The organism is Nocardia sp. NPDC058705 (assembly GCF_042749305.1).
Taxonomy (GTDB): Bacteria; Actinomycetota; Actinomycetes; order Mycobacteriales; family Mycobacteriaceae; genus Nocardia.
The window spans coordinates 282,655-296,959 of the sequence record NZ_JBHYRN010000005.1; the positions used below are offsets into that span (position 1 = coordinate 282,655).

At 67.3% G+C, this 14,305-nt stretch carries 14 protein-coding genes and 3 pseudogenes; 13 read left to right on the forward strand and 4 right to left on the reverse strand.

Translation table 11 applies throughout. From position 1 onward, the window contains the following. Positions 1-103: 103 nt before the first annotated feature. From ACFW6D_RS10415 to ACFW6D_RS10425, 3 genes and pseudogenes are all read right to left on the reverse strand, one after another. Positions 104-259: pseudogene (locus ACFW6D_RS10415) on the reverse strand (ABC transporter ATP-binding protein); the annotation flags it as partial. A gap of 5 nt (positions 260-264) precedes the next feature. Continuing rightward, positions 265-342 (reverse strand): annotated as a pseudogene (locus tag ACFW6D_RS10420) (ATP-binding cassette domain-containing protein); the annotation flags it as partial. Beyond that, complete coding sequence (locus ACFW6D_RS10425) at positions 343-1,014, reverse strand: FadR/GntR family transcriptional regulator (protein ID WP_379326821.1); 672 nt, start codon at positions 1,012-1,014, stop codon at positions 343-345. It abuts the pseudogene before it with no gap. Positions 1,015-1,194: 180 nt separating this feature from the next. Here ACFW6D_RS10425 and ACFW6D_RS10430 point away from each other — a divergent pair, with 180 nt between their 5' ends. From ACFW6D_RS10430 to ACFW6D_RS10440, 3 genes are all read left to right on the forward strand, one after another. After that, positions 1,195-2,940 (forward strand): 2-isopropylmalate synthase, encoded by a 1,746-nt coding sequence (locus ACFW6D_RS10430; RefSeq protein ID WP_379326823.1) that lies wholly within the window; start codon positions 1,195-1,197, stop codon positions 2,938-2,940. Between the two features lie 241 nt (positions 2,941-3,181). Beyond that, positions 3,182-3,484, forward strand: coding sequence for a hypothetical protein (locus ACFW6D_RS10435; RefSeq protein ID WP_379326825.1), 303 nt, complete (start codon positions 3,182-3,184; stop codon positions 3,482-3,484). A 113-nt stretch (positions 3,485-3,597) separates the two neighbouring features. After that, positions 3,598-4,164, forward strand: coding sequence for a hypothetical protein (locus ACFW6D_RS10440; protein WP_379326827.1), 567 nt, complete (start codon positions 3,598-3,600; stop codon positions 4,162-4,164). A gap of 15 nt (positions 4,165-4,179) precedes the next feature. Here ACFW6D_RS10440 and ACFW6D_RS10445 read toward each other — a convergent pair whose 3' ends face one another. After that, positions 4,180-5,181 (reverse strand): YeiH family protein, encoded by a 1,002-nt coding sequence (locus ACFW6D_RS10445; protein ID WP_379229721.1) that lies wholly within the window; start codon positions 5,179-5,181, stop codon positions 4,180-4,182. Between the two features lie 236 nt (positions 5,182-5,417). On the opposite strand from ACFW6D_RS10445, the gene ACFW6D_RS10450 reads away from it, so the two are divergent. The 10 genes and pseudogenes from ACFW6D_RS10450 to ACFW6D_RS10495 all read left to right on the forward strand — a co-directional run. Further along, positions 5,418-6,038 carry a YdcF family protein gene (locus ACFW6D_RS10450; RefSeq protein WP_379229720.1) on the forward strand — a complete coding sequence of 207 codons (621 nt, stop codon included), beginning with the start codon at positions 5,418-5,420 and terminating at the stop codon, positions 6,036-6,038. Then, positions 6,035-7,015, forward strand: coding sequence for a LysR family transcriptional regulator (locus ACFW6D_RS10455; protein ID WP_379326829.1), 981 nt, complete (start codon positions 6,035-6,037; stop codon positions 7,013-7,015). The genes ACFW6D_RS10450 and ACFW6D_RS10455 overlap by 4 nt, the downstream gene beginning before the upstream one ends. Positions 7,016-7,084: 69 nt before the next feature. Further along, complete coding sequence (locus ACFW6D_RS10460; protein WP_379326831.1) at positions 7,085-7,894, forward strand: GntR family transcriptional regulator; 810 nt, start codon at positions 7,085-7,087, stop codon at positions 7,892-7,894. Between the two features lie 5 nt (positions 7,895-7,899). After that, positions 7,900-10,565, forward strand: a pseudogene (locus ACFW6D_RS10465) (fumarate reductase/succinate dehydrogenase flavoprotein subunit). After that, entirely contained in the window at positions 10,565-10,792 is a 228-nt protein-coding gene (locus ACFW6D_RS10470; protein WP_379326833.1) for a ferredoxin family protein, read from the forward strand. Before ACFW6D_RS10465 ends, ACFW6D_RS10470 begins: the two are co-directional and overlap by 1 nt. Positions 10,793-10,803: 11 nt before the next feature. After that, a complete protein-coding gene (locus ACFW6D_RS10475) occupies positions 10,804-12,216 on the forward strand; it encodes an ABC transporter substrate-binding protein (protein ID WP_379326835.1) in 1,413 nt (470 codons plus the stop codon). Positions 12,217-12,245: 29 nt separating this feature from the next. Next, positions 12,246-13,109 (forward strand): ABC transporter permease, encoded by an 864-nt coding sequence (locus ACFW6D_RS10480; RefSeq protein WP_379326837.1) that lies wholly within the window; start codon positions 12,246-12,248, stop codon positions 13,107-13,109. Next, the gene (locus ACFW6D_RS10485) at positions 13,106-13,861 is read left to right on the forward strand and encodes an ABC transporter ATP-binding protein (RefSeq protein WP_379326839.1); all 756 of its coding nucleotides are present in this window, start codon (positions 13,106-13,108) and stop codon (positions 13,859-13,861) included. Before ACFW6D_RS10480 ends, ACFW6D_RS10485 begins: the two co-directional genes overlap by 4 nt. Then, on the forward strand, positions 13,858-14,193 hold the full coding sequence (gene fdxA / locus ACFW6D_RS10490) for a ferredoxin (RefSeq protein WP_379326841.1): 336 nt from the start codon (positions 13,858-13,860) through the stop codon (positions 14,191-14,193). The genes ACFW6D_RS10485 and fdxA overlap by 4 nt, the downstream gene beginning before the upstream one ends. After that, on the forward strand, positions 14,190-14,305 hold a 116-nt coding region (locus tag ACFW6D_RS10495; RefSeq protein ID WP_379326856.1), incomplete at its 3' end, for an FAD/NAD(P)-binding protein. The genes fdxA and ACFW6D_RS10495, both read left to right, overlap by 4 nt.

A 14,305-nucleotide genomic window follows, 5' to 3' on the forward strand; every position in this document is an offset into this window, starting at 1 on the left:
AACCGTTGCCCGGATGGGCATTCGAGCGAATCGCCGCGAATCGCGCGGTAGTAGTCACACGGGCCTCGGCCGCCTCGGCACAGATCGATCCGATCGTGCACCCTCACCGTGCGCGTGCGGTCCAGCGGTCGTGGTGGCGGACTTCGATGGGGTGGGCGAAGGCGGTGGAGATGTGGGCGGTGGTGGTCGGGAGTTCCTCGAGGTGGTGGGTGGCCAGGATCGAGGCGACTTCGGGGTGGGTGTGGTCGAGGGTGTCGATGATCAGGTGATCGCGCCACAGAATCCGAGCACGGTGCTCTTGCCCGCGCCGTTGGGGCCGAGCAGCGCCCAGTGCTCACCGGCTCATGTAAAAGCCTCCTTCAAGGCGGACAGGTGAGTTCGACTGAATTCCGCCGCGGCAGTGGGGTTTCGATCGGCAATCGACTGAGCCAGTTCCTCGTGCGCGGCGTGGTCGGCCTGCGTGGAGCGCATGGGACGCAGCTCGAGCATGTCGATCATGGCCACGCGCAGTCGCGGGAGGAAGCTGTCGAACAGCTGGGTGAGCACGTCATTGTGGGCGGCGACGAGGATCGCGCGATGGAAGGCCATGTCGGCGTCGACGAGCTCGGCGACGGTCAGACCCTCGGTGCGGCGACCCGCCAGCGCGCGCCGGACAGCTCGCAGGTCAGCAGGTGTGCGCCGTTGTGCGGCCAGTGCGGCGGCCTCGGCCTCGATCGCGATCCGCGCCTCGATCACGGCAGCGATGGTGGCACCACGCAGCACAACGTCCCAGTCCTCGGTCACATCGAGCGCGGTGACGAACACCCCGGAACCCTGCCTGCTGTCGAGCACACCTTTGCCCGCGAGTTCCCGGATCGCCTCGCGCAGCGTCGACCGGCCGACGCCCAACTGGGCGGCGAGCAGCGTCTCACCCGGTAATCGATGACCCAACGGCCACTCGCCCGCCCGGATTCGCCCGAGCAGGAGTTCAGCCGCTTGCGCGGCCAGCGGCTGCCGCCGTACCTGCGATACCACCGGAAGACCTCTCTACTTGTCTGAGGAGTTGTGGTAGAAGTGTACCCATCATGACCTACACCGCACTTCTTCTCGGCCGCCACGGCGGGGCCTGACAGACCGGCCGCCCCGCCGTGGGGCTCAGTCATGGCCGGTCGTCGTCGTCTCGTGGCTCTTCGTGGCCAGGAAGCAGAGCAAGTCATGACCGAATTCCCCACCCTGATCACCCCCTCGGGCGCTGTCGCCGACGGGGTGCCCGCGTGGAATCGGCAGCGCCACTCGGCGATGCCGTCGTATCGATACCGTGACGTCCATCAACGGGTGAATATCGCTGTCGGCCAACGTGACTGGCCGAACGCTCGGATAACGACCGCACCCCTCTGGGTCCCCGTCGACCTGCGTGACGGCAACCAGGCGCTGGCCGAACCGATGGACCCGACCCGCAAACGCCGGTTCTTCGAACTGCTGATCGCCATGGGCTACAAGGAGATCGAGGTCGGCTACCCGTCCGCCTCACAGACCGACTTCGATTTTGTGCGCCTGCTGGCCGACACCCCGATCGCCCCGTCGGATGTGGCCATCGTCGTGTTCACCGCGGCGCGTCGTGACCTGATCGAACGGACCGTCGAGTCGGTGCGCGGTATCACCAATGAGGTGGTGATCCACCTGTACACGGCCACCGCGCCGGTCTGGCGCGAGGTGGTGCTCGGCAAAGATCGCGAGCAACTGCGCGAGCTGATCGTCGACGGCGCGCGCGACGTCCTGGAACTTGCGGCCGACCTGCCGAACGTGCGCTTCCAGTTCTCGCCGGAGGTATTCAACCTGACCGAACCGGATTTCGCCCTCGATATCTGCGACGCCGTCACCGAACTGTGGCAGGCGAGTCCGCAGCGACCGGTGACGCTGAATCTGCCTGCGACGGTGGAGGTCGCGACCCCCAACATCTACGCCGACCAGATCGAATACATGCACCGCAACCTGGCTCGCCGCGACGGCGTGATCCTGTCGGTGCACCCGCACAACGACCGGGGGACCGGCATCGCCTGCGCCGAACTGGCGGTGCTGGCGGGGGCGCAGCGGGTGGAGGGTTGCGTTTTCGGCAACGGTGAACGCACCGGTAACGTCGACATCGCCACCCTGGCCCTGAACCTGCACGCTCAGGGCGTGGACCCGATGATCGACTTCTCCGATATCGACGAAATCCGCCGCACTGTCGAATACTGCACGCGCCTGCCGGTCCACGAAAGGCACCCCTACGTAGGTGATCTCGTGCACACGGCCTTCTCCGGCACCCACCAGGACGCGATCCACAAAGGCATGGCCGAGCATCGTCGGCGCGCGGCGGCAACGGGCGTCCCGGAGCGTGAATCGGACTGGCAGGTCCCCTACCTGCCGATCGATCCCGCCGACCTCGGCCGCTCCTACGACGCCGTGATCCGGGTCAATTCCCAGTCGGGCAAGGGTGGTATCGCCTACCTGCTGCGCACCGAATACGGACTCGACCTGCCGCGACGCCTGCAGATCGACCTCGCTTCGCGCGTCCAGGAACACACCGACGACACCGGTGCGGAGATCACCGCCAAGGAACTGTTCACCCTTTTCGAGCAGACCTACACGGCCCCCGCGCACCGAATTGGCCTGGTGCAGTGGCAGATCGCCGACAACATCACCGAAGTCGTCCTCGACGCGCACGGCGGCGAACGACGCTCGACACACCCCGACGTGGGCCCGGTCGACGCCCTGGCCGCCGCGCTCGCCGACGCCGGCCATCCGATCGAAATCCTCGGCTTGACCCAGCATTCCGTGGACCAAGGCGCCGACAGCGCTGCGGTGAGCTACGTCGAATACCGAGTGGCGGGCCGCACCGGCTGGGCGTTCGGCCGCGACACGTCAGTCATCGCGGCTTCGCTACAGGCGGTGATGAACGCCGTGAACGCCACGGCGTAAATCGAGGTCGGCCCGGACTGCCGCTGGAAACGCGTCAGTCCGCGTCGACCTCGCACCAGTCGTCGAAGGCATCGAATTCTGCTTCGTACATGGGGTGGGATGGAGTCTTCGATGGCATCCTCGATCGGATCCCAGGCTTCATTGCAGCCCTCTGGGGCGGTGAGACCCGGACAATCGTAGACCTCGCCACGGAGTGCTGGGTAGGTTGCGGGGTCTGTGCTGGGCCTTGTTGACTATCACGATGACACAGGCGCAATCGGTGAAATCAACGGTAGTCGCGACTACGGTGCTCGGATTCGGTTGTGGGCTGGCAGCTTTGGGAGTTCTTGCGCTGTGGTGGCTGTTCGGGCCGAATTCGGTCAGCTGCTACTACGCGAGTTACGAACCGGATGGTTTCGACGACGCCTTCGGAGAGATGGCGATGAAGGTGGCGCCGACGTGGTGGTTGTGGGTCGGGCTCGTAGTGGCGCCGACTGTCGCAGGTGCGTTGTTCGGCTTTGCTGCCACACGATTCGGGGTGCGCTTGGTTCGAGCGCCGCGCTAGCGACTGCGTGGACCTCCGCTCGTCCTGAAACCACCAGGCCTGCAAGCTGATCAAGTGGCACGTACAGTGAGAGGTGCTGGGCCCGCTGTCATCGGCGGTGTACGGGGGGTGCTATGGGAACGACAGAAGTCGACCGTGTCGAGGTGGATACCGATTTCTGGGGGACGTTGGTGATCGAGCGGTTCGACACGGGTGTACGAACATTTCTGAAGTCCGACATGGAGCTCTCGGCCGTCATCGAGCGGCGCGGACCACGAACGGACAAGCGATGCCACCTCGGTAGCCGGGATGCAGCGGCCGTGTCCGCGGTCGTGAACGGTCGTGGCTTCGGCCTCGACATCGGATCGGGAAAGTTGCTGAAACGCAGCTATCGGATCACCGCTGAGGTCGATGGGCGTTTCCTCAGCATGCGCCCCAAAGACATCGAGACGGCGACCTTTGTGAACGGCAAGCCGCATGAGATCGAGAAGGAATTCGGTGAGTTGACCGCGAAGTCGAACGGCACCGTCGACGTCGCCTGGGCGCTGCCCAAGAAGGTTCTAAACCAGGTGATCGACCCACCGCAGCCGACTGTGGACGACGTCCTCATCGGCTACGCGATCGCTGCGGCGTTCGGCACCGGTTCACTGTCGTTCACCACGATTGTAATGGGCTTCGTCGCCGCTGCGATGCCCGGCTGAACGGTCGGTGCTGCGTCACAGCCATCCGGTGAGGTACATCAGGCCGAGGCTGGTGGTGCCAAGGGTCAGGCCGAGGATGCCGCCCAGGATGAGGGGGCGCGGGCCTGCGGTGCGTAGGCGGGCCAGGCTCAGGGAGGTGCCGATGGCGGCCAGGACGGCGGCGATGAGCCAGCTGCTGGTGGCGGCGAGGGGGTCGGTGAGCCAGGTGGGGAGGATGTTCATGGCCGCGATGACGGAGGCGGCGAGGAAGAGGATCACGAAGAGGGGGACTGCCTGGCGCAGGGAGGCGGCGGGTGCGGCTGTCTCTTCGGCGAGATGGCGGCGGCCGACGTGCAGGCCGAGGCAGAGGGGGACGATGGCGAGGCTGCGGACCATTTTCACGATGACCGCGAACTGTGCGGCACCGGCCCCGAAGATGACACCGGCGGCCAGGACCGACGACGTGTCGTTGATCGCCGTGCCTGCCCAGAGCCCGAAAGCCTCCTGTGACAGGCCGAGGGCGCGGCCCAGCGGCGGATACACCAGTACCGCGGTCACATTGAAGATGAAGATGGTGCCGAGGGCGTAGGCGACGCGTTGCTTGTCGGGGCGCAGCACGGCGGTCGCGGCGGCGATCGCGGAGGCGCCGCAGATGGTCGTGCCCACGGCGATCAAGGTCGCCGACTCCCGGTCCACCGCCAGCATTCGCCCGACGAAGAACGCCGCCACACCGCCGACGAGCAGCGTCCCGATCAACACCACCGCCGTCTCGCGCCCCACGGCCATGACCGACCCCAGCGGCAGGCCGAGACCGAGCAGCACGATGGCCACGCCGAGTAGCCGTTGCCGTGCGACATCGAGGCCCGGGTCGAAAACCGTGCTCGAGCTGTGCCTCAGCACCATCCCCGCAACAGCCCCCGCACCCAGTGCCAGCACCGGAATGCCGACCATCGGCAATGCCTTACCGAACGGCGTGGCGAGGCCGGCCAGGAGTGCGGCGAGGGCCAGACCGGGAGCGATAGTACGTGCGCGGTTCACCCCACCACCATCGCCGCGCGACGGATCCCCGGGTAGAGGCCGATTCCCTAGGTGCACATAAGGCTGACTTATGTGAGTCGCTGTTGATATGCATCCGGCGTAATCGCGCAATTCGTGCATCAATAATCAGTTTTCCGATTTTGAGCGGCCGTTTTGCGTGATTACGCCGGTGTGAGTCCGGGGCGACGATCGGAATCCGGTGGGAAAGGTGCGCGGATCCGTGGTTTCCTGGGGAGGTGCGGAAACGGACTCGGCTCACCATCGCCGCCGGTCTCGGCGTCCTGATGTGGGGCGAATGGGCGAATTGGCGAGCCTCCCGAAGGTTCGTAGGGCCGGGGGCGGTCGGCTCGGAGGCAATCGTCGTCCTGGGATATCGCAATGCGGGGCCGCGCGCCAACGCCATGAACCGGTGGCGGGTGCGCGCCGGGCTGCGATCAGTAGACCCCGCGGCACCCGAAACCCGCCTCGTCCTGTGCGGCGGTGCGTGCGCGGGCCCGCAGACCGAGGCGGCGCTGATGGCACGCTATGCGAGGGAAACCTGTGGCTACGTCGGTGAACTCGTACTCGAGGAGTCGAGCAGATCCACCTGGGAGAACATCGCTTTCGCGATCCCGTTCCTGAAGGACGTCGACCGCATCAAGATAGTTTCCTTGCCGACGCACGCCGAGAAGGCCCGGCAATATCTCGCCGAGCAGAGCCCGGAACTGGCCGTCCGGCTGGTGCGCGGCCAGGACTACCGCTGCGGCGAATGGCTGGCGCTCAAACCGGTGTTCGCCCTCTACAGCGTCGCCAAAAAGATCCGCCACCCCCGCACCGACGATGCTCGATCCGATCCATCACCCATAATCAGCGCATGACCCTGCCGCCCGGAACACCCGACCTGGAGGTCCTCGACCTGCTCGTGTCGGTGGCCGAGCTGGGTAGTCTCGGCGCCGCCGCCCGTCGACACGGGGTCAGCCAGCCCGCCGCGAGCATGCGGATCAGCGCACTCGAACGCCGCATGCACGTGAAGCTGCTCGATCGCGGACCTACCGGCTCCGAACTCACCGACGCCGGCCGCGCGGTGATCGCCCACGCACGCACCGTCCTCGCCGCCGTCAAAGACCTCGTCGACGACGTCGCCCGGCTCCGCGCAGCCCAGGCGCCGCGCCTGCGCATCGCCGCCTCCAAAACCATTGCCGACCACCGCATTCCGCATTGGCTCGCCGCCCTGCGCACCGACCACCCCGAAGTGGTGATCGCCCTCGAAGTCGAGAACTCCACGCAGGTCGCCGGTCTCGTGCGCGACGGCACCGCCGATCTGGGCTTCGTGGAGGGTCCACATCCACCGGCCGGACTCGGCAGCCGAGTATTGGGTGCCGATGATCTCGTCGTAGTCGTGGCGCCGAATCATCCATGGGCGCAACGGAAGTCTTCAGTCACGCTCGAAGAACTCGCAGGCACGGCCCTGCTGTGGCGCGAACCAGGTTCGGGCACCCGCGACACCGTCTGGGACCTCCTTGCCACTGCTGCCCCACCCACCGGACCGGCCGCCGAACTCGGCTCCACCGGCGCGATCGTGGCAGCCGCCAGAACCGGCATGGCCCCCGCGGTCCTGAGCCGTTTGATCGCCGCACCTGATCTCGTCACCGGCACCCTGGTGGAAGTTCCCTGCGCCGACGCCGCCCGGCTGACCCGCAAATTTCGCGCGATCTGGCGGCGCAACACCCCGCCCTCGGGGCCGGGCGAACTGCTCGTCGACCGGGCCGCGCGCCTCGAAATCGCCCGCGTAGCGGTGGTGGGACTCGCCGACGACCAGGCATCGTCGCAGGTAGAAGGCTCGACGCAAAGCTGAGAACTGGCGTAACCATCCGGTAATTGCCCGAAACGTCCCTTGTAACGCGACGTTCGCAGCATTTGCCCCATGACAGCCACTCCAGCCTCCTCGGCCAGGCCTCGGCCTCCCGATCCGGGTTCGGGCAGACGCAGCGCACCGGCCCGGCGTATCCGCGACATCCTGCGCGCTCGCATCCGCAGCGGCGTCTACGGCACCCGCGCACTGCCCGCCGAAGCCCTGCTCGCCGCCGACTTCGCCACCAGCCGCAATATCGTCCGTGACGCGCTCACCCTGCTGCGCGACGAGGGCCTGATCGACCGCGTGCCCGGTGCGGGCACCTTCGTCGTCGCCGACAAGGCGGTCCAGGGCCTCGACCGGCTGCGCGGCCTCGCCGAAACCTTCGAGGCCAGCAGTGACCGGGTGGTGAACCAGGTCCTGCTCGCCGAGGTCGTGCCCGCCACCCCGCTGGTCGCCGAACGGCTCGAGCTCCAGCCCGGCGATCCTGTTGTCGCACTGGAACGAGTCCGCTACCTCGACGGCGCCCCACTGTCACTCGACGCCAGCTACCTCACCGCCGACGTCGGCATCCCGCTCCTGGACAAAGATCTCACCGGCTGCGATGTGTTCGGCCTGCTGGAAGCCGAACTCGGCCTGCCGCTCGGTTCGGCCGCGGTCGCGATCGAGGCGGTCGCCGCCGACCCCACCGTCGCCGGACTGCTGCAGGTCCGCGCGGGCTCCCCGCTGCTGTTCCTCGAACGGCTCACCTACACCGATTCCGGTCGACCCGTCGACCTCGAGTACATCCGCTATCGCGGCGACCGGTTCTCCCTGTCCGGACGCCTGGATCGCGTCCCGGTGACCCCGCGGCGCACCCGCGACAACAACGAAAGGGGTTGATCCCCATGCAGATTCCACCGCTGACCGACCGGCGAGAAATGGTCTGCGACGTCCTGATCGTCGGCGGCGGCACCGCGGGCACCATGGCCGCGCTCACCGCCGCCCGCCACGGCGCCGACGTGCTGCTCCTCGAAAAGGCACACGTCCGGCACTCCGGTGCGCTCGCGATGGGCATGGACGGCGTGAACAACGCCGTCGTTCCCGGCAAGGCCAGCCCCGAGGACTACGTCGCCGACATCACCGTCGCCAACGACGGCATCGTCAACCAGCGCACTGTCTATGAAACCGCCACAAGGGGTTTCGAGATGGTGCAGCGACTCGAGAACTACGGCGTGAAGTTCGAGAAGGACGAGCACGGTGAGTACGCGGTCCGCAAGGTGCACCGCTCCGGCTCCTATGTCCTGCCGATGCCAGAGGGTCGCGATGTGAAGAAGGTGCTCTACCGCACCCTGCGCGCCCGTGACGTCCGATCCAAGGTGACCATCAGCAACCGGGTGATGCCGGTGCGGGTGCTCACCGTAGACGGTCGCGCGGTCGGTGCGGTCGGATTCGACACGCGCACCGGTGAATTCGTCACCATCTCGGCAGGCGCGGTGATCCTGGCGGCGGGCGCGTGTGGTCGGCTCGGCCTGCCCGCTTCGGGCTACCTCTACGGAACCTACGAGAACCCCACCAACGCCGGTGACGGGTACGCCATGGCCTATCACGCAGGCGCGGAGCTCTCGGGCATCGAGTGTTTCCAGATCAACCCGCTGATCAAGGACTACAACGGCCCCGCCTGCGCGTATGTGGCCAACCCATTCGGTGGCTATCAGGTCAACTCCGAGGGCAACCGCTTCGTCGATTGCGACTACTGGTCCGGGCAGATGATGGCCGAGGTCAAACGCGAACTCGACAGCGCCCGCGGCCCGATCTACCTGAAACTGAGCCACCTGCCCGACGCCACGATCCGCGAGATCGAAGGCATCCTGCACACCACCGAACGCCCGACCCGTGGCACCTTCCACGAAGGCCGCGGCACCGACTACCGCACCAGCGACATCGAGATGCACATCTCCGAGATCGGTTTGTGCAGTGGGCATTCCGCCTCGGGCGTCTGGGTCGACGAACACGCCGCCACCACGGTGCCCGGCCTCTACGCGGCGGGCGATATGGCGCTGGTACCGCACAACTACATGATCGGCGCCTTCGTCTATGGCGATATCGCCGGTGAGCACGCCAGCGAATTCGCCCGCAGCGCAGCGCATCCCGAACTCCCCGCCGATCAGATCGAGGCCGCGCACGACCTGATCTACCGTCCGCTGCGCAACCCGGACGGCCCGCCGCAGACGCAGGTCGAGTACAAGCTGCGCCGCTTCGTCAACGACTACCTGCAGCCCCCCAAAGCGCAGTCGTACCTGACCCTGGGCGTCGAAGCGTTCGAGCGGATGAACACCGAGATCGCCGCGATGGGCGGGCAGACGCCGCACGAGTTGATGCGCTGTGCCGAGGTCACCTTCATCCGCGACTGCGCCGAAATGGCGGCACGGGCCTCGCTGCGACGAACCGAAAGTCGTTGGGGCCTCTACCATCAGCGCGCCGACTGGCCTGCCAGCAACGACGCCGAGTGGTTCTGTCACCTCAATCTCTATCGCGGTGCGAGTGGTGCGATGGAGTTCAAGACCCGGCCGGTCGCGCCCTACATCGTGCCGGTTCCGGGCTTCGTCCGACCCGACGGTGTCGCCGATGTCGCCGCCCCCGAACTCGTCGGCGCGTGGGGTGCCCGATGAGCGCACGACTGCTGGCCCTGCTCGACCTGGCCGACGAATGCCCGGAACTCGACGAACTCACCCCGTTCCTCACCGACCCCGACCCCGAGGTTCGCCGCACCGCGCTGTCGGTGCTGAGTGAGACCACCGACGCCTGGGCCGAGGCGGCACCGATCTTCGCGACCGCGCTCGCCGACCCCGATGTCGACGTGCGCCACGCCGCGATCGGCCTGCTCACCGAACTCCTCGAGGTCCTGGTGCCGGGACCGGAATTCGATGCGGCCCTGCGCGATAGCGTCACCGCACCGGAACCGGCAGTGCGTTCGGCCGCCATCGAGGCGCTCTGGCGACACCGCAGGGTCACCGCCGACGAGCTCCGGGAATGGCTGCGGGATCCGAACGTGGCCGTGCGGCGCACGGTCGTCGGCGGTCTCACCTCTGTCGACGCCCTCGACGAACTCGCCCTCGCCGCCACCGACGAAGACCAGAATGTCCGCATCGGCGTCGCGAAAGGCATTGCCGCAGTCGGTGATCCACGGGGAGCGGTGACGCTGCTGGCCCTGGCCGCCGACCCGCAACCACTGGTGCGTGCCGCCGCGCTGTCGAGCCTGGCGGGCACCGGTTGCGACGAACAAGCCGCCGCCACCGCCACCGCCGCCATCACCGACCCGGCCTGGCAGGTCAGGCAGGCAGCCGCGATCGCCCTGGCCGCCGCCGACCCCGAACTCGCCGCGGCACCGCTGCTGTCGGCGGTCTCCGATCCCAACCTCGACGTCCGCAAGGCCGCAGTGCGCGCACTGGCCGAACGGATCGCCGAACGACGCGACATCACCTCGGCGCTGCAGGCGGCCCTCGACGACCCGGACGCCGACGTCCGCGCCTTCGCCCGCATCGGCATCGCCAACTCTGGAAAGGAACTCTGATGGCCCAGGTCAATGCCCGCCTCGACGTCCCCGTCGAGGTCGACGAAGCGAAATGTATCGACGGATGCACCCTCTGCGTGGACATGTGTCCGCTCGATTCCCTTGCCATCCACCCGGATTCGGGCAAGGCCTACATGCACGTCGACGAGTGCTGGTACTGCGGGCCGTGTGCCGCGCGCTGCCCGGTCGGCGCCGTCACCGTGAACATCCCGTTCCTGTTGCGTTGAGAGAGCCGATCATGAGCATCCGAATTCCCGCGCTGCTGCTCGGCGCCGCCGCAGTCGCTTCCCTTGCCACCGGCTGCGGCGCAGGCGACGACGGCAAGACCGTCACCGTGAACATCGGCTACCAGTCCAAGACCATCAACACCGTCACCGCGGGCACCCTGCTGCGCGATCGCGGCACCTTCGAGGCCGAACTCGCCGAACTCGGCAAGTCGAAGGGCCTCACCTACAAGGTGGAGTGGAAGGACTTCGCCGCGGGCCCGCCGCTGACCGCGCAGATGCTGGCGGGCCAGGTCGACATCGGGTCCATGGGCGACGCGCCGATCCTGGTCAACGGCTCCAAGACCCGCGATCACGCCGACGTGAAGTCCGAACTGATCGCCGTCACCGGCTACAACCTGCGCGGTTCGCTGAATCAGATTGTGGTGCCGACGGATTCGAAGGCGGCCACGATCGCGGACCTGCGCGGTGAGATCGTGTCGACCAGTGTCGGGTCGGCCGCGCACGGCATGCTCGCGACCGGGCTCTCGGCGGCCGGAATGACCCTCGATGATGTGAAACTGCTCGGCCAGGATCCCGCCGTCGGCGCCTCGGCGCTGCAGGGTGACCAGGTGGCGGCGCTGGCCCAGTTCGTGCCGTGGCCGCAGAAGCTCGTCTACGACGGCAAGGCCAAACTGCTCTACGACGGTGGCAGCGCCGGTATCCCGACCTTCCACGCGGTCGTCGCGAGCGAGCGTTTCGGCACCGACAACCCCGACATCGTCACCGCGTTTCTGCGCGCGGTCCGCAAGACCACCGACTACCTGAACCAGAACCCCCTCGAAGCGGCGCAACGCGTCGCCGAGATCACCGGGTTGCCCGCCGAGGTCGTGTATCTCTACAACGGTCCGAACGGGCTGGTGAGTTTCGATCCCACGATCAAGACGCAACAGGTGGACGCACTCGGCAAGCTGTTGCCTTTCCTGAAAAGCCTTGGCGCGCTGTCGGATCTGAACCTCGGTGAGTTCGTCGACGACCGCTACGTCCGCAGCGTCTACGGCGCCGACTACGACGCCGCCAGCGCATCGGTGGCCGCCCCCGCGCCGCTGACCGGCACCGATGCCACCTGCGGGGGAGTAGTCGACGGTCTCGCCACCGCCTCTGAGGTGTGGTTCGCGGACACACCGAAGACCACCGTCGCCAAGACCCCGACCTGCCTGCTGCGGCAGATCGCGGCCACCGGCAGCACCGTGCGCGCCGCCTACGTCCCCGACCACACCACCGGCACTCGGCTGTTCGCGGCGACCGCGAGCTGGGTCAGCGATCCCGCCGCGGGTCCCGACGATCGGCTGCTGCCCTTCGCGACCAGCGCCGCCGCACAGCAGTACGCCGCCGCCCATCCGGGCGTCACGGTGATCGACTACCAGGCAGCACTGAAGGCCCGCTAGATCCGTCACGTGAGACCAGGAGGCTCACCATGACCGTTTCCGTCAAAACCCTCGCCGCCCCCATCGCGGCGCCCGAAAGCACTATCCCGCAGCCGAATTCAGCCACCCGATTCACAGTGCCCCCGAAGGCGCGCAAAGCGGTCCTGACCGCGGTGCCGCTGGCGGCGTTGCTGTTGGCCTGGTATCTGCTCACCACCAATCAGGTCGTGTTCTGGTTGCGTTTCGACAAGATCCCTACGCCCGCACAGGTATTCGAGTCCTTCCGCACCCAGCTCGGTGCGTCGACCTACTACCGCGACATCATCTCCAGCACCCGCCGCATCCTGGTCGGGTTCGGTTTGGCGACGGTGTCGGGCGTGCTGATCGGGATGGCCGTCGGTCGCTCGGCGATTGTCAGCGCGCTCGTGCGGCCGGTGCTGGAAGTGTTCCGGCCGATCCCCGCGATCGCCCTGGTGCCCTTGGCGATTCTGCTGTTCCCGACCGGTGAACAGGGCATCGTGTTCATCACCTTCTTCGCCGCGTTCTTCCCGGTCGCGGTGAGCACCATCCACGCCATGCACGCCCTGCCCAAAGTTTGGGAGGAAGCGGCGCACACGCTCGGAGCGCGACGACGCGACATCCTGTTCCAGATCGCCCTTCCCGGTGCGCTCCCCGGCATCTTCTCCGGGCTGTCGGTGGCGATGGGTGTGGCCTGGATCTGCGTGATCAGCGCGGAGATGATCTCGGGGCAGTTCGGGATCGGGTACTTCACCTGGCAGTCCTACGGGCTCCTCGACTACCCGGGGGTGATCGTCGGGATGCTCACCATCGGGCTGCTCGGCTGGTTCACCGCCTGGCTGGTCGAACTGGCGGGGCGCCGGGTCAACCGGTGGCTGCCGAGGGCCCAGCGATGAGCGCCGGCGCCGCGGTGCGGCTGGACGGTTTGCGCATCGCCTACGGCGAAAGTCTCGCCGCCGAAGTAGATCTCGACATCGAGGCGGGACAGATCGTGGTCCTGCTCGGCCCGTCGGGCTGCGGCAAATCCACGGTGCTGCGGGCGATGGCCGGTCTGCTGCCACCGATCGGGGGCACGGTCACCGTCGACGGTGGACCCTCGGAACAACACTGCTCGATGGTGTTCCAGGAGGACGCGCTGCTGCCGTGGCGCACCGCCCGGCGCAATGTGGAGTTCGCGCTGAAGCTGCGCGGGGTGTCGCGGCGCAATCGTCGCATCGAAGCGCAGGAACTGCTGAACCTGGTGGGGCTCGACGACTTCGGTGACCACCTGCCGGGCAAACTGTCGGGCGGTATGCGCCAGCGCGTGCAGCTGGCGCGGACGCTGGCAGCGCAACCGCGCGTACTGCTGATGGACGAACCGTTCGGCGCACTGGACGCGCAGACCCGTGCCGATATGCAGCGGCTGCTCATCTCGGTGTGGCAGCAACGTCAGACCACGGTGCTGTTCGTGACCCACGATGTCGACGAGGCGCTGTTGCTGGCCGACCGGATCGTGCTGCTCACCCCGCGTCCCGCCCGGATTCAGCGCGTCATCGAGATCGACTCGCCGCGTGCGCCCGGCGCCCGCTTCGAACCCGAATTCGCCCGTCTGCGTTATGAAATCCTCGCCGCCCTCGGCGAGCCGAACGAGAAGGAACTCTCCTCATGACCTTCGTCATCGGAGCCGCCTGCGTGGACATCATGGATCGCGCCTGCGTGGAGGAATGCCCCGTCGACTGCATCTACACCGGCGACCGGATGGCCTACATCCATCCGACCGAATGCGTGGATTGTGGTGCGTGCGAACCGGTCTGCCCGGTCGAGGCGATCTACCTCGACGCCGATATCCCGGCCGGACAGGAAGGATTCGTGGCCACGAACGCGGACTTCTTCGGCGCGGCCCTGCCCGGTCGAGACAACGCCTTGGGTTCGCCGGGTGGCGCGGGCGCGGTGGGTGATCTCGGCGTCGATACGCCGTTCGTCGCGGGATACGAGAAATGAAAGGTCCACTGCGGGTAGCGATCGTGGGCGCGGGACCGGCCGGTATCTACGCCGCCGACGCCCTGATGAAGTCCGATGCCGAGGTCAGCATCGACCTCTACGAGCGCATGCC